18 protein-coding genes are annotated in these 21,624 nt (G+C 66.8%); 4 read left to right on the top strand and 14 right to left on the bottom strand.

Annotated elements, in window-relative coordinates; genetic code table 11:
• Positions 1–46: 46 nt before the first annotated feature.
• The 10 genes from pcaF to G370_RS0114655 form a co-directional block, all read right to left on the bottom strand.
• Positions 47–1,261, bottom strand: coding sequence for a 3-oxoadipyl-CoA thiolase (pcaF, locus tag G370_RS0114700; protein ID WP_019661276.1), 1,215 nt, complete (start codon positions 1,259–1,261; stop codon positions 47–49).
• Between the two features lies 1 nt (position 1,262).
• Positions 1,263–1,910 (bottom strand): 3-oxoacid CoA-transferase subunit B, encoded by a 648-nt coding sequence (locus G370_RS0114695; RefSeq protein ID WP_019661275.1) that lies wholly within the window; start codon positions 1,908–1,910, stop codon positions 1,263–1,265.
• Positions 1,907–2,587: a 3-oxoacid CoA-transferase subunit A gene (locus G370_RS0114690; RefSeq protein ID WP_019661274.1), complete on the bottom strand. Its 681-nt coding sequence runs from the start codon at positions 2,585–2,587 to the stop codon at positions 1,907–1,909. Before G370_RS0114690 ends, G370_RS0114695 begins: the two co-directional genes overlap by 4 nt.
• 172 nt (positions 2,588–2,759) lie before the next feature.
• Complete coding sequence (locus G370_RS0114685) at positions 2,760–4,079, bottom strand: MFS transporter (protein WP_026347163.1); 1,320 nt, start codon at positions 4,077–4,079, stop codon at positions 2,760–2,762.
• A gap of 52 nt (positions 4,080–4,131) precedes the next feature.
• On the bottom strand, positions 4,132–4,983 hold the full coding sequence (aroD, locus tag G370_RS0114680; RefSeq protein WP_245541223.1) for a type I 3-dehydroquinate dehydratase: 852 nt from the start codon (positions 4,981–4,983) through the stop codon (positions 4,132–4,134).
• 35 nt (positions 4,984–5,018) lie between these two features.
• Positions 5,019–6,320 (bottom strand): carbohydrate porin, encoded by a 1,302-nt coding sequence (locus tag G370_RS0114675; RefSeq protein ID WP_019661271.1) that lies wholly within the window; start codon positions 6,318–6,320, stop codon positions 5,019–5,021.
• 22 nt (positions 6,321–6,342) lie between these two features.
• A complete protein-coding gene (locus G370_RS0114670) occupies positions 6,343–7,854 on the bottom strand; it encodes a right-handed parallel beta-helix repeat-containing protein (RefSeq protein ID WP_019661270.1) in 1,512 nt (503 codons plus the stop codon).
• Positions 7,855–8,276: 422 nt separating this feature from the next.
• Complete coding sequence (locus G370_RS0114665; protein ID WP_019661269.1) at positions 8,277–9,842, bottom strand: protein adenylyltransferase SelO; 1,566 nt, start codon at positions 9,840–9,842, stop codon at positions 8,277–8,279.
• A gap of 32 nt (positions 9,843–9,874) precedes the next feature.
• Positions 9,875–10,564, bottom strand: coding sequence for a glutathione S-transferase family protein (locus tag G370_RS0114660; RefSeq protein ID WP_019661268.1), 690 nt, complete (start codon positions 10,562–10,564; stop codon positions 9,875–9,877).
• Positions 10,565–10,724: 160 nt separating this feature from the next.
• A complete protein-coding gene (locus G370_RS0114655) occupies positions 10,725–10,934 on the bottom strand; it encodes a cold-shock protein (protein ID WP_004153307.1) in 210 nt (69 codons plus the stop codon).
• 301 nt (positions 10,935–11,235) lie between these two features.
• Here G370_RS0114655 and G370_RS0114650 point away from each other — a divergent pair, with 301 nt between their 5' ends.
• Positions 11,236–11,724 carry a YaiI/YqxD family protein gene (locus G370_RS0114650; protein WP_019661267.1) on the top strand — a complete coding sequence of 163 codons (489 nt, stop codon included), beginning with the start codon at positions 11,236–11,238 and terminating at the stop codon, positions 11,722–11,724.
• A gap of 6 nt (positions 11,725–11,730) precedes the next feature.
• Here G370_RS0114650 and G370_RS0114645 read toward each other — a convergent pair whose 3' ends face one another.
• Complete coding sequence (locus tag G370_RS0114645) at positions 11,731–12,609, bottom strand: pseudouridine synthase (RefSeq protein ID WP_019661266.1); 879 nt, start codon at positions 12,607–12,609, stop codon at positions 11,731–11,733.
• A gap of 123 nt (positions 12,610–12,732) precedes the next feature.
• Here G370_RS0114645 and G370_RS0114640 point away from each other — a divergent pair, with 123 nt between their 5' ends.
• The 3 genes from G370_RS0114640 (at position 12,733) to G370_RS0114630 (ending at position 16,623) form a co-directional block, all read left to right on the top strand.
• A complete protein-coding gene (locus G370_RS0114640) occupies positions 12,733–13,281 on the top strand; it encodes a YaeQ family protein (protein WP_019661265.1) in 549 nt (182 codons plus the stop codon).
• A complete protein-coding gene (locus G370_RS0114635) occupies positions 13,278–14,462 on the top strand; it encodes a BaiN/RdsA family NAD(P)/FAD-dependent oxidoreductase (RefSeq protein ID WP_019661264.1) in 1,185 nt (394 codons plus the stop codon). The genes G370_RS0114640 and G370_RS0114635 overlap by 4 nt, the downstream gene beginning before the upstream one ends.
• A 91-nt stretch (positions 14,463–14,553) precedes the next feature.
• Complete coding sequence (locus G370_RS0114630) at positions 14,554–16,623, top strand: EAL domain-containing response regulator (RefSeq protein ID WP_026347160.1); 2,070 nt, start codon at positions 14,554–14,556, stop codon at positions 16,621–16,623.
• 113 nt (positions 16,624–16,736) lie between these two features.
• On the opposite strand, the gene fabV is transcribed toward G370_RS0114630, so the two are convergent.
• The 3 genes from fabV to secD form a co-directional block, all read right to left on the bottom strand.
• Entirely contained in the window at positions 16,737–17,996 is a 1,260-nt protein-coding gene (fabV, locus tag G370_RS0114625) for an enoyl-ACP reductase FabV (protein ID WP_019661262.1), read from the bottom strand.
• A 761-nt stretch (positions 17,997–18,757) separates the two neighbouring features.
• Complete coding sequence (secF, locus tag G370_RS0114620; protein WP_019661261.1) at positions 18,758–19,738, bottom strand: protein translocase subunit SecF; 981 nt, start codon at positions 19,736–19,738, stop codon at positions 18,758–18,760.
• A 15-nt stretch (positions 19,739–19,753) separates the two neighbouring features.
• A complete protein-coding gene (secD, locus tag G370_RS0114615) occupies positions 19,754–21,610 on the bottom strand; it encodes a protein translocase subunit SecD (RefSeq protein ID WP_019661260.1) in 1,857 nt (618 codons plus the stop codon).
• Between the last annotated feature and the right edge of the window lie 14 nt (positions 21,611–21,624).

The following is a 21,624-nucleotide window of genomic DNA, read 5'->3' as shown; positions in this document are numbered from 1 at the left end:
CCCGAAGGCCGCGGCTTTCTTGCAGATCATGGATACGGGGGAAGGCTTACACGCGTTCGATGGCCAGCGCCACGCCCTGCCCCACGCCGATGCACATCGTCGCCAGGCCGCGGCGGCCGCCACTGGCTTCCAGCTGGCGCAGCAGGGTCAGCGCCAGGCGCGCGCCGCTCATGCCCAGCGGGTGGCCCAGGGCGATGGCGCCGCCGTTGGGGTTCACGTGCGCGGCATCGTCGGCCAGGCCAAGCTGGCGCATGCAGGCCAGGCCCTGCGAGGCGAAGGCTTCATTCAGTTCGATGGCATCGAAATCGGTGATCGACAGGCCCAGGCGTGCCATCAGCTTCTGGCTGGCCGGCACCGGGCCCATGCCCATGATCGCCGGCTCGACGCCGGCGCTGGCGAAGCCGAGGATGCGCGCGCGCGGGGTCAGCCCCAGCGCCTTCACCTGCGCGCCCGACGCGAGCAGCAGCGCGGCGGCGCCGTCATTGATGCCCGAAGCGTTGCCGGCGGTGACCGTGCCCGGCTGGCGGAACAGCGGCTTCAGCCTGGCCAGTGCCTCGGCGGTGGTATCGCCGCGCGGGTGTTCATCGCGGTCCACGGTCACGGTCTCACCGCGCCTGCGGCCCGGTACGTCCACCGCCACGATCTCGCCGTCAAAGAAGCCGTGCGCCTGCGCAGCGGCGGTGCGCTGCTGGCTGCGCAGGGCGAACGCATCCTGGTCCTCGCGGCTGATACCGTAGCGCTCGGCCACGTTCTCGGCGGTCTGGCCCATGGTCTCCACGCCGTGCAGTTCGCGCAGGCGCGGGTTGATGAAGCGCCAGCCCATGGTGGTGTCTTCGATCTGCTGGTCGCGGGCGAACGGCGAAGTCGCCTTGCCCATCACGAACGGCGCGCGCGACATCGATTCAACGCCACCGGCAATGGCCAGGCCCAGCTCGCCGGCGGCGATGCCACGGGCCACGGTGCCGATCGCATCCAGGCCCGAACCGCACAGGCGATTGATCGTGCTGCCCGGCACCGTCACCGGCAGCCCGGCCAGCAGCAGGCTCATCCGGGCGACGTTGCGGTTGTCTTCACCGGCCTGGTTGGCACAGCCGAGGTAGACATCCTCGACCCGCGCCGGGTCCAGCTGCGGGTGGCGCGCGAGCAGCGCCTTCAACGGGATCGCGCCAAGATCATCGGCGCGCACGCCGGACAGCGCGCCGCCGTAACGGCCGATCGGGGTGCGGATGCCATCGACGATGTAGGTCTCGTGCAGGCTCATCTCAGGCTCCCTTGGCCTGTGCCAGCGGCAGGCCGGTCAGTTCACGCAGTTGTTCGATGTCCATGCCCTCGACCATTTCCAGCACGGTCGCGCCGTCGGCGCCAAGGTCAAACACCGCCACATCGGTATAAACCCGTGACACACAGCGCAGGCCGGTCAGCGGGTAGCTGCATTCGGCCACCAGCTTGCTCTCACCCTTCTTGGTGAACAGGTCCATCATCACGAAGACCTGCTTGGCACCGATGGCCAGGTCCATCGCGCCGCCCACGGCGGGAATCGCGTCGGGCGCACCGGTGCTCCAGTTGGCCAGATCGCCGTGTGCCGACACCTGGAAGGCACCCAGCACGCAGATGTCGAGGTGGCCGCCGCGCATCATCGCGAACGAATCGGCATGGTGGAAATAGCAGCCACCGGTAAGCAGGGTGACCGGCTGCTTGCCGGCGTTGATCAGGTCCGGATCTTCCTGGCCAGGGACCGGCGCCGGGCCCATGCCGAGCAGACCGTTTTCCGACTGCAGGAAGATCTCCTTGTCGGCCGGCAGGAAGTTGGCCACCGTGGTCGGCAGGCCGATACCCAGGTTGACGTAGGCGCCTTCGGGAATATCACGCGCCACGCGAGCGGCCATCTGTTCGCGGCTGAGCCTGTTCATGCCTGCACTCCTTCTGCGGCCACCTGCACCACGCGCTGCACGAAGATGCCCGGGGTCACCACGGCCTCCGGATCCAGTTCGCCCAGCGCCACCACCTCACGCACCTGCACGATGGCGCAGCGTGCGGCCATCGCCATCAGCGGGCCGAAGTTGCGCGCGGTCTTGCGGTACACCAGGTTGCCCCAGCGGTCGCCACGGTCGGCCTTGATCAGCGCGAAGTCGGCATGCAGCGGGTACTCGAGCACGTAGTGGCGCCCATCGATCTCGCGCGTTTCCTTGCCCTGCGCCAGCTCGGTGCCGTAGCCGGTGGGGGTGAAGATCGCGCCCAGGCCGGAACCGGCGGCGTGGATGCGTGCGGCCAGGTTGCCCTGCGGCACCAGCTCCAGTTCGATCTCACCGGCGCGGTAGGCCGCATCGAAGTGCTGCGAATCGGCCTGGCGCGGGAAGGAGCAGACGATGCGGCGCACGCGCTTGTGCTTGATCAGCGCGGCCAGGCCGGTATCGCCGTTGCCGGCATTGTTGTTGATGATGGTCAGTTCGCGCGCGCCCTGTGCAATGAGCGCATCGATCAGCTCATCGGGCATGCCGGCGGTACCAAAGCCGCCGATCATCACGGTGGCGCCATCATGGATGTCGGCCACCGCTGCTTCCACGCTGGCCACGGACTTGTCGATCACTGCATTGCTCCTTGCCCTGCCTGCCGGCGGTCATCGCCGCCACGCTGCAGGGCCACTGCGAAGGGAAAACGCGACCCGGACATGGTCGCCATGGCGCCCTGTCCGGTCAATGCGATATTCGGACATGTGCGTCGATAATCGCACATTGCATGACGTGCCTTGGGCATGGGGTTCAGCGCGTTTTCTGTCCCACGCCTACACGTAAGCCAAGGCATGCCCAAGCCGCGAGCAGAAGCGGCAAGGCGCACAGCACGTACAGCGCAGACGGCTGCCAGCGGCCGTCCACCAGCACGCCCACGGTGAGCGGCGAGAGAATCGCGCCGACGCGGCCGATGCCGATCGCCCAGCCCAGGCCCGTGGTGCGCACCTCGGCGGCGAACACCACCGGCGCCGCCGCATACAGGCCGGCCATCGCTGCAAACAGGGCCGCGCCGATCACGAAGGCCAACGGGAAGGCCACGCCCAGCTGCGTGTTGAAGGCGGCGAAGCCCAGCATCGACACCATCGCCAGCAGCAGCGCACCGGCAGTCAGCTTCGACAGCGACCAGCGCGATGCCAGCCAGCCGAACAGGCTGCCGCCGACGATGCCACCCAGGTTCAGCAGCACGCCGCCGGTGATGCCCTGCTGTGCCGACACACCGGCAGACACCAGCAGCTTCGGTGTCCAGCTCAAGACGAAATAGAAGGCGAACATGTGCAGGAAGAAGGCCAGCGCGATCAGCAGCGCGACGCGGCGCAGGTCACCCACGAACAGCGCCGCGTAGCCCTGGCGCTGGCCATTGCTCGCCGGCACGGGTGGCAGCGCCTGCAGTTCCGGCATGCGCATGCGCGACAGCAGCACGTTGAGCCGAGTCAAGGCATTGGCCGGGCGCCGCGCGACCAGGAAATCCAACGACTCGGGCAGGCACTTGAGCACGAGCGGGATGCAGACCAGCGAGGCGCCGGCGCCGATCAGGAACACGCTGTGCCAGGACCAGTGTTCCAGCATCCACGCCGCCAGCAGGCCACCGGCGGTGGCGCCGATGGGATAGCCGGTGGCCTGCAGCGCCACCGCCGTGCTGCGCCACTTGGCGTTGGCGTACTCGGCGGTGATCACGCCCACCCCGGCCAGCATGCCGCCGATACCGATGCCGGTGTACACGCGCAGCGCGCCCAGCTGCCACGCGTTGGCGGCCAGCGCCGACAGCGCCATGCCGCTGGTGAGGATCAGCAGGCAGCAGATGATCATCGGCCGCCGGCCCCAGCGATCCGCCAGCGGCGCCAGCAGGAACGAACCCAGCGCCATGCCGACCAGGCCGGCACTGAGCATCAGCCCCAGCACCTTGCCCGACAGTTCCCAGTCCGCCGACACATGCGGCGCGGTGAAGGCCATGACCATCACATCGAAGCCATCGAGCATGTTCAACAGTACGCAGATGGCGATGGCGGTCCACTGGAAGGGACTCATCCGCTCAAGGACAAGCGGCGGTGCAGCGGCGGAGGCGTGGCTCATGGTGCGGTTTCCTGCAACAGCGTGAGGCGGTGGAACGTCCAGCGGGGTGGTCTCAGTGACCGGCCTGGCTGGATGCGTGGATGACCTGCAGGACGTCCTGCAGGCGATCGACCTCGACCTGGCCCGGCGCCGACGGGGTGCCGATCATGCCGAAGGTCAGGGCCTGGCCGAAGGTCTCGCCGGCCAGCCGGGAGACCACGCCGGTGCCGCCCATCGACATGGTCAGCAGCGGCTTGTCGCTCTGCTGGCGCACCTGCCAGGTGGCGTCGAGCAGGGCCAGCACATCGCCGGCGTCGCGCGGCATCACCGCGATCTTCAGTACGTCCGCGCCCAGCGCCTGCTGCTTCAGCAGGCGCGCGACGATTTCCTCGCGCGGCGGCGTGGCATGGAAGTCATGGTTGGACATCACCACCTTCACTCCGGCTTTGTGCGCCTGCGCCACCAGCGCCTGCACCACCTTCGGGTCGCGGAACATCTCCACGTCGATCAGCTGTGCAACGCCGCCGCGCAGCAGGGTGGCGTAGAGCGCGCCGTAGTCGGCATCGCTGATCGCCTTGGCACCGCCTTCGGCCTTGGTGCGGAAGGTGACGATGACGGGCTTGCCGCCGAGCATGGCCTGGATGCGCTTGCCGAGCGCGACCAGTGCCTTTCCATCGGTGGCGATATCCAGGTAGTCGATGCGCCACTCGGCGATGTCGGTGGCCTTGCTGGCAGCGATGGCTGCAGCCTGCTGCAGGGCGACGTCGGCAGTGGCACCGGTGATTGGCACGATGGTGCGGGGGCTGCCCTCGCCGATGCGCAGCGATCCCACCTGCAGTACCGTCGGCGGTGGCGCGGCCATGGCCGGTACGGACCCGTTGCACAGCGCACCAGCAAGGACGACCGAGGCAAACGGAATCTTCATGGCAGTCACCAGAGCGGGAATGGAGCGCGCGACCATCAGAAGGTCACCTTGGCCTGGACGCCCACGGCCCAGGCGTTGTCGGTGCCGCTGTAGTTGAACGTGCCCGGGTTGACGATGTACTGCACGTCCGGGCGGATCATCAGCCATGGGTTCACCTGGACGCTGTAGGACAGTTCGAACAGTTCTTCGGCCTGGCTGAGGTTGTACAGCGGCGAATCGACGGGCACGCCGCCGGCGGCCAACGTGGCGCGCCGCGCATCGACCAGCCGGTTGTTGATGTCCGCGCCCACGTAGCCCAGCGCAATGCTGTCCTGCGCGCGCGAGCCGATGCCCTGGTAGACACCACCCAGCGCGTACCAGCGCTTGATCTGCGCGGTATCGGTGTCGGACACCATGTATTGCGCGAAGGCGGTGAGGCCGCGGCTCGGGTCGGCCGATTCCTGGGTCAGGCGCTGCTCTGCCAGCACGTAGGCGCCGTGGCGGCCGGTGGTCGGGGTGGTGTCCAGCCCGCGCTTGTCCACGCGCGAGGTGTCGTAGTAACCACCGAACTTGTAGACGCCGGCATGGCGGCCACCCTTGGCCGGGGTCCAGGTCACTTCCACCGGGAACAGCGAACCGGTGGTGCCCGAGACGAACGGACGGAACGCATTGCGCTCGATGTTGCCACCCAGGTTTGGGTTGACCTGGAACCAGCCGGTGCGCACGTTCACCGCCGGGCTGATCTGCTGCGCGAACTCACCGCCCCAGCGCGCCATCGGGTAGTTGTACCAGCCGCTGTTGCCGGACATCGCCAGCGGATGCGCGCAGAAGGCGGCGTTGACGAAGTGGGTCAGCAGGCTGTGCAGGCCGAACTGGTTGCCCATCGCGTAGTAACCCAGCTTGTAGTACGACTGGCCTGCGTTGAAGGTCTGGTCGTAGCTCAGCTCGGTCAGGCGCGTGTACTGGCCGCCGTACGCTTCCTGGATCGGGAAGCGATTGCCGACGAAGTCCACCGACGTGCTGCGGCCGCGACGGTCGTTGAGGGTGAAGTGGAACGCACCGCCGTCCCAGCCCGCCAGCTTGCCCATGTCCAGGTCCATGCCCACGCGCACCTGCTGTGCATAGCGCGCGCCGGTCTCGCCGTAGCCACCATCGACCACGCCCATGGCCTCGCCCACATAATCGCCGCGGAAGGCGATGCCACGCTCGAACAGCTCGGTGCGGGTGCCGCCCCAGTCGCCGGTGAGCGTCTTGCCTTCATAGCGGTTGCTGGACTGCGCGCTGGCCAGGGCCGGCAGCAGCGCGGTGGCCAGGATGCCCAGGGACAGGCCCAGTGACGGGGATTTCGCAGGATTCATGATCGCGGTCTCGTGGAGGTGATCAGCGCAGCGACAGCGGCGCGCTCAGGGGGGAGGTGGCGCCCTGCGCCGAGGTGACGGTAGCGGTCAGGCTGCCGGCAGCGGCAGCATCTGCCCCGGTACCGAGCGGGAAGGTGAAGCTGCCCTGCCCCTGCGCATCGGTGCGGGCTTCGACGCTGCCCAGCACCCACTCGGCCTCGCGGCCGTTGGTGGCGCGGTTGCCGAACACTTCCACCTGGTAGTGGGAATCCGGCACACCCTTGAAACGACCGTTGAGCTGGCGCTGCGCGCCCTTGCCCTGCACGGCGGTCAGCTGCGGCGCGGCCTGGCCGAGGTTCGGCAGCGGCTGGCAGTCGGCCTGGCCGGCAGCGGTGCAGATGTGCGCACGCTTGGACGGATCGTTGTCGACGCCACGGCCGCGCGAGCCGACGAAGCTGGCGTGCTCCAGGCCCGGCACACCGAACACGATGGCACCGCGCGGCTGGCCCTTCATGCAGGCGCCGCCGGCTTCGCAGCGCTCGATCAGCAGGCCGTTGCCGTAGATGCGGTTGGCAGTGAAGCGGTTCGGCGCGCTGACCGGCTGCGGGCGCACACCAATCCCGATGCCGTTGCCGGTGATGGTGTTGCCATCGACCACGTTGCCGCTGCCGGTGATGCTGAGCCCGATCGAATTGCCGGTGAAGGTGTTGGCAGCGATGTAGTTGCGGTTGCCCCAGTTGATCTGCAGGCCATCGGAATAATCGACGAAGCGGTTGCGGACCACGCTGTTGTCGTTGCCCCACAGGATCTCGATGCCCTGCGAGGGTTCCGGATTGGCGGGGGTGGACTGGAACAGGTTGTCGGCCACCAGGTTCCAGGCCGCGCCACGGGTCAGCTCCAGGCCGTCGCCGTTGTCGAGGAATTCGTTGCGCACGATACGGTTGTGCATGGTAGTGGTGGCGGTGGACTGGCCCTTGCCATCGTCGCCGGTGAGCATGATGCCGGCACCGCCCTTGTTGGCGACGATGCGGTTGTCATGGATCTCGTTGTGACTGGAACGGTTGACCAGCACGCCGATGCAGAAGTTGCGGATCTCCAGGCCGACCAGCTCCACGCCCTGCGTATCGCGCAGGACCAGGCCCGGCAGCGTGGTGGTGCGCACATTGGTGCCGGACTGCCCCGGCTCGGCGCCCGGGCAGGCATCGGTACCGGTACCGGTGACGTAGGCCGAGCCATCGATGGCGATGTACTGGCCATCGCGCGCCCAGGACGTACCGATGATCTGCACCGGCCCCTTGATCTCCGGCAGCGGCGAGGCCGGCCTGATGACGTAGGGCGCAACGCCGACGGCGTCAATCTCGATGCGGTAGCGGCCCGGAGCGGCATTGGCGGTGGTGATCGCCCAGCGCAGCGAACCGGCGTTGGCGTCGTCGGTATAGCGATCCACGCGAAGCACTTGCAGCGGCGCGCGCGGCGGCTCGGCCTGGTAAGCCAGCGCCAGCGTCGGCAACACGGCAAGCAGGGACAGGGCAACAACGGACAGACAACGGGACATGCGAACACTCCGCACAGGTGAAGGGAAATCCTGCGGCCTTCCCCTGCACCTGGCTTCAGCACCGGACCGGCTGCTGCCCTCGCCCCGCCAGGGGTGGATCGCTTGGACTGCTACGAAACTGTGGAGTGAAATTAGGTTTATCGCACTGCACCATTCAAGTGCGGTAATCGACTGCGCGTGCGAATATCGCACTGAATGGGTGATACCATCGTTGTAGGGGAGGTTCGGCAGGGCCGCCGCCCTGTACCAGCTACGAGCCGAAGCAACGTCAAAGGCGGCGTTCTGTGGGATAGCGGGGCACTGTGGATTCGCGGGGACGCCGTGAACCGGACCCACCCCGCCATCCCACGGAATGCCGCACTGGGTTTTGACGTTGACGTTGACTCTGAGGGTGCAGGGCTGCAAGCCCTGCAGAGAAACCCCTACGAACTGCAGGACAGCATCGAGCAGCCGGCGCGGTTGTCGGCCCACGCCGGACGCTTGCCGGCAAAGTGCTCCAGCCCGGCGCGTTCGGTATACGGGTCACGCAGTACGTCCTGCAATGCGTGAACACCGCCCAGGTCGCCCTGCTCGGCGCGATCGATGGCCTCCTGGGCCAGCCAGTTGCGTAGCACGTACAGCGGATTGGCCGCGGCCATTTTCGCCGTGCGCTCGCTGGCCGACAGCGGATCCACGCGCAGTCGCGCCGCGTAGTCCTGCAACCACTGCTGCAGCGGTGCCTGCACCGACTGCTGGCGCGCCTCGTCGTAGTACACCGCGTCAAGCACGCCCACATCGGGCGACGTTGGATCAACGCGCATCAGCGCGCGCCAGGCCAGCGTCATGTCCATGCTGCCCTCCTGCATCAGCTGCTGCCAGCGCAGGTAGAGCTGCAGGTCCTCATCATCCGCCGCTGCCAGGCCGAGCTTGGCCGCTGCATCGCGACGGGTGCAGGCAACGAACGTGGACTGGTACGCCGCCAGTCCCGCTTGCAACGGTTCGACATCGGCAAACAATGGCGACAACGCCTGCGCCAGTCGGCTCAGGTTCCAGTACGCCACCTGCGGTTGGGTGCCGAAACGATAGCGCCGGCCTTGGGCATCGGTGGTGTTCGGCGTCCAGTCCGGATCGAAGTCCTCGACCCATCCATAGGGACCGTAATCCAGCGTCAGGCCTAGCACGGACAGGTTGTCGGTGTTCATCACGCCATGCACGAAGCCGACGCGCATCCAGTGCGCGATCATCTCGGCAGTGCGCACCGCGATCTGCGCGAACCAGTCACCGTACAGCGGCTCGCCCTGCCCTTCGAGCTCCGGAAAGTCGCGGGCGATGCACGCGTCGACCAGCTGCCGCAACAAGCCAGTTTCACCACGCGAGGCCGGCAGTTCGAATGAGCCGAAGCGCAGGAACGACGGCGATACACGGCACACGATGGCGCCGGGTTCGGCGCGGGGATGACCGTCGTAGAACATGTCACGCACCACGTCTTCGCCGGTGCCGACCAGCGACAACGCGCGCGTGGTCGGCACGCCCAGGTGATGCATCGCCTCGCTGCACAGGAATTCGCGGATGGACGAGCGCAGCACCGCGCGGCCATCGGCACCCCGCGAATACGGGGTGGGGCCGGCACCCTTCAGCTGCAGCTCCCAATGACACCCATCGGGTGCGACCAGTTCGCCCAGCGAGATCGCGCGGCCATCACCCAGCTGCCCCGCCCAGTGGCCGAACTGATGCCCGCCATAATTGGCCGCCCACGGCTGCATGCCGGGGTACAGCGCATTGCCACCGAACACATCGGCGAAGCCATCGCTCTCCACTTCATCGGCATCGAAGCCGAGCATCGCCGCCACCTCCGGCGACCAGGCCAACAGCGTGGGCGCCGCCACGGGCGTCGGCATCACCGGCGACCAGGCGGCGCCCAGCACTTCACGCCTGCGCGGGCCGGACTCTGGGTCACCCGGCAGGGCATTCAGCAGGCGATTGTCGAAACGGGGGCTGTCGTTATCCATGGAGTTGAAGATGGGGGCGACGGCCGACGGCCTCAATTGCCGCTCAGCGCCTGCAGATGTCCACCGTGGGCCTCGGCGCGCTGGTAGGCCGGGCGCTCGCCAATGCGCTTGAGAAAGCCGCGCAGCGCCGGCTTGTCGTCGAGGCCACCGCCGCGCGCGGCCGCAGCCTGGATCGGAAAGCTCATCTGGATGTCGGCTGCGCTGAACCGATCACCCGCGAACCAGGGGCTTTCGGCCAGGCGGCGCTCCATCCAGTCCAGGTGCAGGCGCCGCTGCGGACCAATGAAGCCGCGCTCGGCCTTGTCGGCAACGCTGCGCGCGATCGGGCGGGCGAAGAACGGCATCGGCGCGTTGCGGATGCGGCCCATCACCAGGGTCAACAGCAGCGGCGGCATCGCTGAGCCTTCGGCGTAGTGCAGCCAGTAACGGTAGGCGATGCGCTCGGCACCATCGGCCGGCATCGGTGACGGCGACAGCTGGCGCTGCGTGTCGTAGCGGTCAGCGAGGTAGTCGAGGATCGCGCCGGACTCGGCCAGTACCAGCTCGCCATCCTGCAGCACCGGCGACTTGCCCAGCGGATGCACGTTGCGCAGCTCCGGCGGCGCCAGCAGCGTCTTCGGATCACGCGGATAGCGGCGCAGTTCGTAGTCCAGCCCGAGCTCCTCCAGCATCCACAGCACGCGCAGGGAACGGGAGTTTTCAAGGTGGTGGACGATGCGCATGGGTGGTTCCGCGACGGAAGGAGTCGCCCGATGTTAGCGCGCCCGGCTGCATGCCTTTTGTAGAGTCGAGCCATGCTCGACGTTACAGAACAGCGGGCAAAAAAAAAACGCCGGAAGCTTTCGCTTCCGGCGTTCTGGCTACCAAACGGCAGCAGACGGATTAGACCGCCTGCACCTGGTCAGCCTGCATACCCTTCTGACCCTGGACGGCGATGAAGGTAACCTTCTGGCCTTCCTGCAGGGTCTTGAAGCCGGTGCCCTGGATGGCACGGAAGTGCACAAACAGGTCCGGGCCGCTTTCCGGGGTGATGAAGCCGAAGCCCTTGGCGTCGTTGAACCACTTGACGGTGCCGGTCTGACGATCAGACATTTGACTAACTCCTGAAACACATGTTGAAAAAATCGCAGCCACCGGGTATCGGGGCCGAGACTGAGTTGCAGGCGTTGGTAAAGCGGATCGATGAGCGGATCGTGAGATCAACTGCACCAGGCCACGATTCACGGTGACCCTAGCAAACACAGTGGGGCCAACGATACGCGTGTTTTCTGCAAAAAGCGATAGCCGGGGCGTTCATGGGCTGGCCCCGCCCGCTAGACGTGGCAAGGGTTGGCAGCCGGTCGAGGCTAACCCTGAGCCCCCATTCAGGATTTTCCTACCCTACACTGGGTAAATGACTGAAGCTGAAACCCAAGCTGAACTGGCCCTCCCCCGTATCTGGGTGGACGCGGACGCCTGCCCCGCCGTCATTCGCGACATCCTGTTCCGGGCCGCTGAACGGGTCGGGATCGAACTGACCCTGGTCGCCAACCAGTGGATCCGCACCCCGCCCTCGCGCTGGTTGCGCTCGATCCAGGTGCCGCAGGGCCTCGACGTGGCCGACAGTGCCATCGTCGAACGGGTGGCCCCCGGTGACCTGGTGGTCACCCAGGACATCCCGCTGGCCGCACTGGTGCTGGAGAAGAAGGCCGTAGCGCTGAACCCGCGCGGCCAGCTGTACACCCCGAACAACATGGCCGAGCGGCTGTCGATGCGCAATTTCATGGAGGAACTGCGCGGCGCCGGGGTGCAGACCGGCGGCCCGCCGCCGCTGGGCCCGCGCGACCGGCAGCTGTTCGCCGCCGAGCTGGACCGCTGGCTGGCGCGGCGACCGGCCCGCTGAACGGGCCTAGTCGCCCTGACCCGGCAGCACCAAGCGGTGCTGGCTGCGGAAGCGCCGTCGCTCCCCGCTCAACGGATCATTGAAGGCCAAGCCCTGCGCCAGCAGCTGCAGGGGCGGCTCGTCCGCCCCCTCCGGGCGCACTCTGAGCTGCGGATACAGGTCGTCGCCCACGATGGGCCCACCCAGCATCGCCATGTGCACCCGCAGCTGGTGCTTGCGGCCGGTTTCCGGCAGCAGCCGGTAGCGCCAGATCGCCCCCTCGGCTTCGACCAGTTCGACCCGGCTGCGCGCATTGGGCTCGCCCGGCACTTCAGCCATGCGGAAGAACGGCTCGTCTGGCGCCAGCCGGCTGTGCCGCAGCAGCGGGAACGCCAGCCCAGGCAGCGCCGGTGCCAGCGCCTCGTAGGTCTTTTCAATGCGGCGCTCGCGGAACAAGCGCTGATAGGCATCGCGTGTCGCCGGCTGGGTCGAAAACAACACCAGCCCCGCCGTGAGCCGGTCCAGGCGGTGCAGTGGTACCAGATCCGTGTTGCCGGTGCGGGCGACCAGGCGCGCCAGCAGGGTTTCGCGCACGTAGCTGCCGGCTGGCGCCACCGGCAGGAAGTGCGGCTTGTCGGCCACCAGCAGGTGCTCATCCAGATGCAGGAGGGTTTCGGCGAAGGGAATCACCGGTTCGTCGGCCACTTCGCGGAAGTACCGGATCTCCAGCCCCACCTGCCAGGGCATGTCCGGCGACAGCGCCCTGCCCTGCACATCCTGCACGCGGCCACGCGCGAACCGGTCCTGCCATTGCGCACGGTCGATGCGCGGGAACCGTGCGCACAGGCCATCAAGCAGGCTGGGCCAGTGGCCGGGTGGCAGCTGCAGGCGGCTGGGCAGGGTCATCGCATCCACTTCCGCGGCTGGAAAGCGTGCAAGCGTGCCACGTTGACGTCCCGCAGACAGCCCGGCAACGGACACCCTTGGAGCAAACCTCTATCATTGACGTCTTTAGTCCACGGATCCCCCATGGCTCTTACCGCCACCATCCGCAAGGCCGAACTGCAGATCAGCGACATGGATCGCGGCTACTACGCGACCCACAACCTGACCCTGGCCCAGCACCCGTCCGAGACCGACGAACGATTGATGGTGCGCCTGCTCGCCTTCGCGCTGAACGCCGGCGACCGCCTGGAATTCGGCCGCGGCCTGAGTACCGACGATGAGCCGGACCTGTGGGAACACGACTACACCGGCGACATCCTGCAATGGATCGACCTGGGCCATCCCGACGAAACCCGCATCCGCAAGGCCAGCAACCGCAGCCGACAGGTGCAGGTGGTCAATTACGGCGGCAACGCCTCGGAAATCTGGTGGGGCAAGCAGGGCAAGGGCCTGGCGCGCTTCGACAACCTGTCGGTGGTTGACCTCGATGGTGCCTTCGTCGAACTGTGGGGCCAGCAGATCCAGCGCGCGATGCGCTGGAGCGTGCTGATCCAGGACGGTGAAGTGCAGCTGCTCAACGATCAGATGCAGCTCGACGTGATCCCGAACTGGCGCAAGCGCGCCAAGGCATGAGCACGATCCGTTGCGACGTGGTGGTCATCGGCGCCGGCGCGGCCGGGCTGATGACCGCGATCACGGCTGGCCAGCGCGGCCGCCAGGTGCAGGTGATCGACCATGCCAACAAGGTCGGCAAGAAGATCCTGATGTCCGGCGGCGGCCGCTGCAACTTCACCAACACCGGCACCACCCCGGCCAACTTCCTGTCGGCCAACCCGCACTTCTGCAAGTCCGCGCTGGCGCGCTACACGCCCTGGCACTTCATCGAGCTGGTCAGCAAGCACGGCATCGCCTATCACGAAAAGGAACTGGGCCAGCTGTTCTGCGACATCTCGTCCAAGCAGATCGTGAAGATGCTGGTGGACGAATGCCAGGCGGCCGGTGCCCAGATCCGCACCGAATGCAGCGTGCAGCGCATCGAGCACGGCAGCGATGGTTTCCGCGTGCACACCACGCAGGGCCTGTTCCATTGCGCCTCGCTGGTGGTTGCCACCGGCGGCCTGTCGATTCCGAGCATGGGCGCCACCGGCTTCGGCTACGAAATTGCCCGCCAGTTCGGCCACCAGGTGCTGCCGACCCGCGCCGGGCTGGTCCCGCTGACGCTGAGCGGCAAGCACCAGGAGCGGCTGGCCGACCTCAGCGGCGTCGCACTGCCGGTCGAGGCGCGCTGCAACGGAAAGAGTTTCCAGAACTTCATGCTGCTGACCCACCGCGGCGTGAGCGGCCCGGCCATCCTGCAGATTTCGTCGTTCTGGCAGCCCGGCGATGCGCTGGAGCTGGACCTGTTGCCGGGCCAGGATGCGGGCGAGTGGCTGCGCCAGATGAAGCGCGAGCGGCCCGCCGCCGAGCTGCGCACCGTGCTGGGCGACGTGATGCCCAAGCGGCTGGCGCAGCGCCTGTGCGAGCACTGGCTGCCGGACCGCCCGGTGCGTCAGCTGGACGAGCCGGTGCTGCGCCAGGCCGCGCAGCTGCTGGGCGCGTTCCCGCTGGTGGCCAGCGGCACCGAGGGCTATCGCACCGCCGAAGTCACCCTGGGCGGCGTGGATACCGCCGAGGTGTCGTCCTCGACAATGGAATCCAAGCGCGTACCCGGCCTGCATTTCGTCGGCGAGGTGCTGGATGTGACCGGCTGGCTGGGCGGCTACAACTTCCAGTGGGCCTGGGCCAGCGGCCACGCGGCCGGTGGCGTGGTGTGAACCACATCGCCGTTCGTTGCGCGCAAGGGGTGCGCGCATGGACGGTTCGGCGCGCATCGTGTATCTAGATTTGCAGATTGGGGAGCAGTGCATGCAGAACGCGAACGACATCACCATCCGCCTGCTGATCGTCGATGACAGCGGCGAGAATGCCGAAGCCATCGTCAGCACCCTGCGCAACAGCGGCATCGCGGTGCGTCCGTGGCGCCCGCAGGATGCTGCCGAGCTGGCCCAGGTGCTGGCCAGCCAGGCCATCGACCTGGTGCTGGCCTCGCCTTCGCAGGGCATTCCGCTGCCGCTGGTGGCCCAGCATATTGCCGCCAGCGGCAAGGATATTCCGCTGGTACTGCTGGCCGAGCGCATCGACGAAGACGAACTGGTACAGGCCAGCAGCCATGGCATCCGTGCCCTCGCCCTGCGCCAGCGTTCCGAGCACCTGCTGGCCGTGGTCCGTGACCAGTGGGTGGACCTGCAGGCACGGCGTGGCCTGCGCCGCATCGAGGCGCAGATGCGTGAGACCGAGCGCCGCTGCGATGCGCTGATTGCCTCCTCGCGCGATCCCATCGCCTACGTGCATGAAGGCATGCACATCCGTGCCAACGACGCTTACCTGGAGATGTTCGGTTACGAGCATTTCGACGATATCGAAGGCATCTCGCTGCTGGACATGGTTGCCGCGCAGCACGTGGAAGGCTTCAAGCAGCTGCTGAAGGGCCTCAGCCGCGGCGAAGCGCCGCCGCCGCAGTACCAGCTCGACGCGCGCCACCAGGATGGCAGTGCGTTCCCGGCGACGATGGAATTCACCGCCGCCACCTACGAGGGCGAATCCTGCCTGCAGGTGGTGCTCCGCCGCCGCATGGAGTTCGATCCCGAGTTGGCACGCGAGGTCGAGGACCTGCGCCAGCGTGACCAGGTGACCGGCCTGCTCAACCGACCGACCTTCATGCTGCAGTTGGAAAGCGCAGTGGCCCAGGCCGGGCGCAGCGAGGGCCAGTTCGGACTGCTGCTGATCGAGCCGGACCACTATGCGCGCCTGCTGCCGGACATCGGCCTGGCCTCGGCCGATACGCTGATCGGCGCCCTCGCCGCCCTGCTGGCCGAAGTAGTTGGCGCGGACGCGCAACTGGCCCGCTTCGGCGAACACAATTTCGCCGTGTTGCAGGCCGGGCCCTACGCGCAGACCGTGGCGCTGGCCGAGCGCATCCGCGAAGCCTACGCCGCACACGTCTTCAGCATCGGCGCGCGTTCGGCCACGGTAACGGTCAGCATCGGTGGCGTGCAGGTGGGCGAGAAGATCGCCAGCATCGGCCAGGTGCTGGCACGCGCGAGCGAATGCACGCAGGCCGCCGCCGAACTGGGCAACACCTGCCGCATCTTCGACCCGGCCGCCGCCGACCGGGTCGAGGAAGAGCGCGTGCTGCGCTGGGTCGCCCGCATCCGCGAGGCGCTGGCTGGCGACGGCTTCCAGCTGCACTACCAGCCGGTGCTGAACCTGCAGGGCGAGCCACTGGAGCTTTACGAGGCCTACCTGCGCCTGGAACACAATGGCGAACTGCTGAGCCCGACCGCGTTCCTGGGCATCGCCGAAGAACACGGGCTGCTGGCCGACATCAACCGCTGGGTGGTCTCGCAGGCGATCGCGGTGCTGGGTGAACGCGCGCGTGCGGGTCATGCCACCCAGGTGCTGGTGAAGGTCACGCCGGAATCGTTCGATGACCCGCAGATGATCGCCACCCTGCGCCGCGAGCTGCAGGCGCAGGGTGTACCCGGCGAACGGCTGTGGCTGCATGCGCCGGAAGCCAAGGTGTTCACCCACCTGCGCAGTGCGCAGCAGTTCCTTGCTGAAGTGGCGCCCCTGGGCTGCCGCATCGGCCTGGAACAGTTCGGTTCCGGACTGGATTCGTTCCAGCTGCTCGCCCACTTCCAGCCGCAGTTCCTCAAGCTGGACCGCGGTTTCACCAGCGATCTGGCGGCCACCCGCGAGAACATCGACCGCATCAGCCAGATTACCGCACGCGCGCAGGAGGCCGGTATCCGCACCATCGCCGAGTTCGTCAGCGACGCCAATTCGATGACCCTGCTGTTCAGTGCCGGCGTGGATTACGTGCAGGGCGATTTCGTCGGCCCGGCGTTGCCGGAGATGGGGTTCGAATTCGGGTGATGCCTCTCTGTAGAGCCGAGCCATGCTCGGCTGCGGGACTCAAGCGAAGAGCAGCCGAGCATGGCTCGGCTCTACACAAAGAGAAGGCCGGCTTTCGCCGGCCTTTTCGTTGATCAGGTCATGTCGACCAGGTTGTCGATCTTCACGTCCGGATTGACGTCGGCCTCGTAGTCGACGCCCTCCACGCCAAAACCGAACAGGCGCAGGAAGTCGGCCTTGTAACCGGCCAGGTCGCTGATTTCGTACAGGTTCTCGTTGGTCACCTGCGGCCACAGCGCGACCACCTTGCCCTGCACGTCCGCCGCCATTTCCTTGTAGTCGGCACGCAGGCGGCCTTCCTCGTCGACCAGCGCAACGGTGTGGCCATCGCCATCGACGAGATCGTGGCGCAGGCGGTCGACCGCCGTGCCATCGGCCCTGCCGCCGTAAAGGATGTCGTACAGCACGTCGAGCTGCTCGATGCAGCCTTCGTGAGTACCCTTTTCCTTCATCACCTTGAACAGCAGCGACAGGTACAGCGGCATGGTCGGAATGGCCGAGCTGGCCTGGGTCACCACGGCCTTCAGCACCGACACGCGCGCGTCGCCGCCGATTTTCGCCAGCTTCTCGCGCAGGCCCAGCACCTTGGTGTCCAGGTCCTTCTTGGCGGCGCCGATCGAGCCGTTCCAGTAAATCGCCTGGGTGATCTCTTCGCCCACGTAGGTGAAGGCCGTGGTGGTGCAGCCGTTGGCCAGCACGCCGGCATCGGCCAGCGCGTCGATCCACATCTGCCAGTCTTCGCCACCCATCACCGCAACGGTGCCGGCGATCTCTTCCGGCGTGGCAGGCTGCAGAGTGGTCTCGGTGATCACTTCCTTGTCGGTATCCAGGCCACGCAGGGTGATCGGCTCGCCGATCGGCTTCAGCGTGGAGCTGATGATCTCGCCGGTCTTGGGGTGCTTGCGGCGCGGTGCAGCCAGGCTGTACACGACCTGGTCGACCTGGCCGAGATCGGCCTTGATCATCTCGATGGTTTTCGCCTTCACCTCATCGGAGAAGGCATCGCCGTTGATGCTCTTGGCATACAGGCCGGCTTCGTCGGCGTACTTGTGGAACGCGGCCGAGTTGTACCAGCCGGCGGTACCCGGCTTGGATTCACTGCCCGGGCGTTCGAAGAAGATGCCCAGCGTTGCCGCGCCACTGCCGAACGCGGCGGTAATGCGTGCGGCCAGGCCGTAGCCGGTGGAGGCGCCGATCACCAGCACGCGCTTGGGGCCGTTCTGGATCGGCGGGCGGGCGCGGATGTAGTCGATCTGCTGCTTGACCGCGGTTTCGCAGCCAGTCGGGTGGGTAGTGACGCAGATGAAGCCGCGGACACGCGGTTTGATGACCATGGATACCTCGGGTTGGCAGATGCGGCGCACGGGGCGCTCAGCAGGAATACGGGCGCGCGCCTGTGCGCGCGAACCGCAGGATCGTAGTGTGCGGGGGCCGAATGCACAACCGACGCTGCCGTAGGGTGGTGTTTGTTTTGCAGGGTTGCACCCTGCACCCGCAGAGGCAACGTCAACGGCAGAAGCTGGGTTCCTGTGGGTTGGCGGGGTGGGTCCGGTTGCGGGGGACGCCGTTAACCCGTCCATGGGGGCTTGGCCGCGGCATCCATGCCGCGGACACCCCCGCAACCGGACCCACCCCGCCTTTGACTGTCTTCCGCGATCTGTCGGAACAGCTCTTGGGGTCAGATCCGTTTTTCGAAGGAAAACGGATCTGACCCCAGAATTGTTTCGATATCTGACAAATGTGTCGACCAAGGTCGACACCTACCCACAGCCGTGGGGATCTGTCAGAGGCGGGGCGGTGTCGGAGTGCGGGGTGTCAGCCGCATGGGCCCGAGGCATGCCTCGGGCGGGTTGGGCAGGACGCCCAACCCCGGTCTTGCCGTGCGCGCAGGACTGCGCGCACGAGCAAGCGGCTGCCAAGCCTACAGGGACGTACTTGCGGCGCCCCCGCACTCCGACACCGCCCCACCAATCCACGGAATGCCCGCTGTTGCTGTTGCTGTTGCTGTTGCCTCTGCAGGTGCAGGGCTGCAAGCCCTGCCAACAAAAAACCCCGCTTGCGCGGGGTTCTCTGCGTGTTGCGTGCAGCGGGACGCTTACGGACGACGGGCCAGGGCCTCGACGTCCTTCGCCTTCGGCAGCAGGTCCTGCTTGCTGACGCGCAGGAAACCGATCGTCAGCATCGGCACCGCCACCAGGATCGAGGACAGCACCACGATCACTGCACCGATCATGTGCGTCTCGGCCAGGCCTTCCATCGAGCTGCCACCGTACAGGTACAGGGCCAGCGCGGACAGGAAGAACATCACCGCGGTGATCACCGTACGCGACAGCGTCTGGTTGATCGAGCGGTTCAGCACTTCCATCGAGTCCACGCGCAGGCTGCGGAAGTTCTCGCGGACGCGGTCGAAGACCACGATGATGTCGTTGATCGCAAAGCCCATCACCGAGAGCAGGCCGGCCAGCACGGTCAGGTCGAACTCACGGCCCAGCAAGGACACGTAAGCCACCGTCACGATCAGGTCGAACATCGCCACGATGCTGGCGGTGACCGCGAACTTCCATTCGAAGCGCACCGCGATGTAGATCAGGAAGCCGGCCAGCATGAAGATGGTGGCGTACAGGCCATTCATCGCCAGGTCCTTGCCGATCTGCGGGCCGACGAACTCGTTGCGCAGCACGGTGGCCTGGTTGTCAGCCGTGGACAGTGCCTTCACCACGGCAGCGGCAGTGGCCTTGTCCTCGGCAGCGGCATCACCGGTACCCGGCGCATGCTCGCCGTGCGGCGCCAGGCGGATGAGCAGATCGGTGTTGCCACCGACGCTCTGCACCTGGGCACCGTCGAAGCCGTTCTGCTCCAGCTTGGTACGGACCTGCTCGACGTCCACCGCCTTGTCGAAGCGGGCTTCGATCAGGGTGCCGCCGGTGAAGTCCAGTGCGTAGTTGAAGCCCTTGATGCCGATGATGGCGACCGAGGCCAGGAACACCACGATGGTGACTGCCATGGCGACATGGCGCCAGCGCATGAAGTCGATCTTGGTGTCGTTCGGGAGGATGTGCAGCGGAAACAGTTTCATGTGCGTGTCGTCCCGTCAGATGGCCACGTTCTGGAGCTTCTTGCGGCGACCGTAGATCAGCGTCGCCAGCGCACGCGACACGGTGATCGCGGTGAACATGGAGGCGAAAATACCGATGATCATGGTCAGCGCGAAGCCCTTCAGCGGACCGGTACCGAATGCAAACAGCGCCACACCGACGATCAGGCCGGTCAGGTTGGCGTCGAGGATGGTGCCCGAAGCACGCTCGTAACCGGTCACGATCGCGGTCTTGCCCGGCACGCCGGCACGCAGCTCTTCTCGGATACGCTCGTTGATCAGCACGTTGGCGTCCACCGACAGGCCGACCGACAACGCCAGGCCGGCGAAGCCCGGCAGGGTCATGGTCGCGCCGAACAGCGACATCACCGCCACCACGATCAGCAGGTTGAACAGCATCGCCGCCGACGTGATCACACCGAACATGCGGTAGTAGATGCTGAAGAACACCAGGGTGAACAGGAATGCGAACACGACCGCGCGCATGCCGTTCTTGACGTTCTCGGCGCCCAGGCTCGGGCCGACCACGCGCTCCTCGACGAAGTCCATCGGCGCAGCCAGCGAACCCGACTTCAGCAGCTTGGCCAGGTCCTCGGCTTCCTTCTTCTGCAGGCCGGTGGTCTGGAAGTTCTTGCCGAACACACCATTGATGTTGGCCACCGAGATCACTTCCTCGTTGACCTTGAAGCCACGCACTTCCTGGCCGTCGACGACGGTCACGGTCGGCACGCGCTCGGTGTAGACCACCGCCATCGGCTTGTTCACGTTGGCGCTGGTGAAGTCGAACATGCGCTGGCCGCCGACATTGTTCAGCGTCACGCTGACGGCCGGAGAGCCACTGTTCGGATCGGTCACCGCCTGCGCGCCGACCATCTGGTCACCGGTGACGATCACGCGCTTGTTCAGCAGCACCGGGCCCAGGCCGTCACGACGCTGGTACACCTTCGCCTCCGGCGGGATGCGGCCGGAATTGATGGCGTCCTGCGCATTGCCCTCGACCACCGCGCGGTACTCCAGGGTGGCGGTGGCGCCGATCATGCGCTTGGCTTCGGCGGTGTCCTGCACACCCGGCAGCTGCACGACCACGCGGTCTGCACCCTGCCGCTGGATGATCGGTTCGGCCACGCCCAACTGGTTCACACGGTTGCGCAGGGTGTTGATGTTCTGCTCGATGGCGCCATTGGCGATCTGGGTGATCTCGGTCTCCGGCACGGTGACCGTGATGCGGTTGCCACTGACGTCATAGCCCAGCGTCGGCTGCGCCTTCACCAGGGCGGCGCGCGCACGCTGCGCGGCGTCGTCGCCGGCGGACGGGCTCAGGTTGGCCACGATGCTGTTGTCGGCACGTCGTTCCACCGACTGGTACGGAATGCGGGCGTCGCGCAGCGTGCTGCGCACGTCTTCGGTGTAGGCGTCCAGACGCTTGTCGAGGGCAGCCTTCTGGTCAACCTGCAGCACGAAGTGCACGCCGCCCTGCAGGTCCAGGCCGAGCACCATCGGGCGGCCACCGAGTTTGGCCAGCCAGTCCGGCACGGTCGAGGCCAGGTTCAGGGCCACGGTGTAGTTCTCGCCGACGGTGTCACGCAGGGCGTCGCTGGCGGCGGACTGCGCCTTCAGGTCCGGCAGGCGGACGATCAGGCTTTCCCCTTCCTTCTCGGCGCCGACGGGAGTGATACCGGCCTTCTTCAGGTCGGCCAGCACACGGTCGCGCAGCGCATCATCGATCTGCCCGCCACGGTTGGCGGTGATCTGGACGGCCGGGTCCTTCTGGTAGATGTTGGGCAGCGCATACAGCGCACTGAGCGCCAGTACGATCAGGATGACGACGTACTTCCAGCGTGGAAATTCGAGCATTGCTTGGGTCCCGC

Origin of the sequence: Stenotrophomonas hibiscicola ATCC 19867, from assembly GCF_000382065.1 — a bacterium.
Taxonomy (GTDB): domain Bacteria; phylum Pseudomonadota; class Gammaproteobacteria; order Xanthomonadales; family Xanthomonadaceae; genus Stenotrophomonas; species Stenotrophomonas hibiscicola.
The sequence above is the reverse complement of the archived record's forward strand: the minus strand, read 5'-3'. Positions and strand labels throughout refer to the sequence as shown.

Bases quoted from the DNA above. Each gene is read 5' to 3' on its own strand.
- G370_RS0114665 (WP_019661269.1), bottom strand. From the start codon at position 9,842: ATGGATAACGACAGCCCCCGTTTCGACAATCGCCTGCTGAATGCCCTG.
- G370_RS0114650 (WP_019661267.1), top strand. From the start codon at position 11,236: ATGACTGAAGCTGAAACCCAAGCTGAACTGGCCCTCCCCCGTATCTGG.
- G370_RS0114630 (WP_026347160.1), top strand. From the start codon at position 14,554: ATGCAGAACGCGAACGACATCACCATCCGCCTGCTGATCGTCGATGAC.
- secF (WP_019661261.1), bottom strand. From the start codon at position 19,738: ATGAAACTGTTTCCGCTGCACATCCTCCCGAACGACACCAAGATCGAC.
- fabV (WP_019661262.1), bottom strand. From the start codon at position 17,996: ATGGTCATCAAACCGCGTGTCCGCGGCTTCATCTGCGTCACTACCCAC.
- G370_RS0114640 (WP_019661265.1), top strand. From the start codon at position 12,733: ATGGCTCTTACCGCCACCATCCGCAAGGCCGAACTGCAGATCAGCGAC.
- G370_RS0114635 (WP_019661264.1), top strand. From the start codon at position 13,278: ATGAGCACGATCCGTTGCGACGTGGTGGTCATCGGCGCCGGCGCGGCC.
- G370_RS0114670 (WP_019661270.1), bottom strand. From the start codon at position 7,854: ATGTCCCGTTGTCTGTCCGTTGTTGCCCTGTCCCTGCTTGCCGTGTTG.
- G370_RS0114675 (WP_019661271.1), bottom strand. From the start codon at position 6,320: ATGAATCCTGCGAAATCCCCGTCACTGGGCCTGTCCCTGGGCATCCTG.
- G370_RS0114655 (WP_004153307.1), bottom strand. From the start codon at position 10,934: ATGTCTGATCGTCAGACCGGCACCGTCAAGTGGTTCAACGACGCCAAG.
- aroD (WP_245541223.1), bottom strand. From the start codon at position 4,983: ATGAAGATTCCGTTTGCCTCGGTCGTCCTTGCTGGTGCGCTGTGCAAC.
- G370_RS0114660 (WP_019661268.1), bottom strand. From the start codon at position 10,564: ATGCGCATCGTCCACCACCTTGAAAACTCCCGTTCCCTGCGCGTGCTG.
- pcaF (WP_019661276.1), bottom strand. From the start codon at position 1,261: ATGAGCCTGCACGAGACCTACATCGTCGATGGCATCCGCACCCCGATC.
- secD (WP_019661260.1), bottom strand. From the start codon at position 21,610: ATGCTCGAATTTCCACGCTGGAAGTACGTCGTCATCCTGATCGTACTG.
- G370_RS0114695 (WP_019661275.1), bottom strand. From the start codon at position 1,910: ATGAACAGGCTCAGCCGCGAACAGATGGCCGCTCGCGTGGCGCGTGAT.
- G370_RS0114685 (WP_026347163.1), bottom strand. From the start codon at position 4,079: ATGAGCCACGCCTCCGCCGCTGCACCGCCGCTTGTCCTTGAGCGGATG.
- G370_RS0114645 (WP_019661266.1), bottom strand. From the start codon at position 12,609: ATGACCCTGCCCAGCCGCCTGCAGCTGCCACCCGGCCACTGGCCCAGC.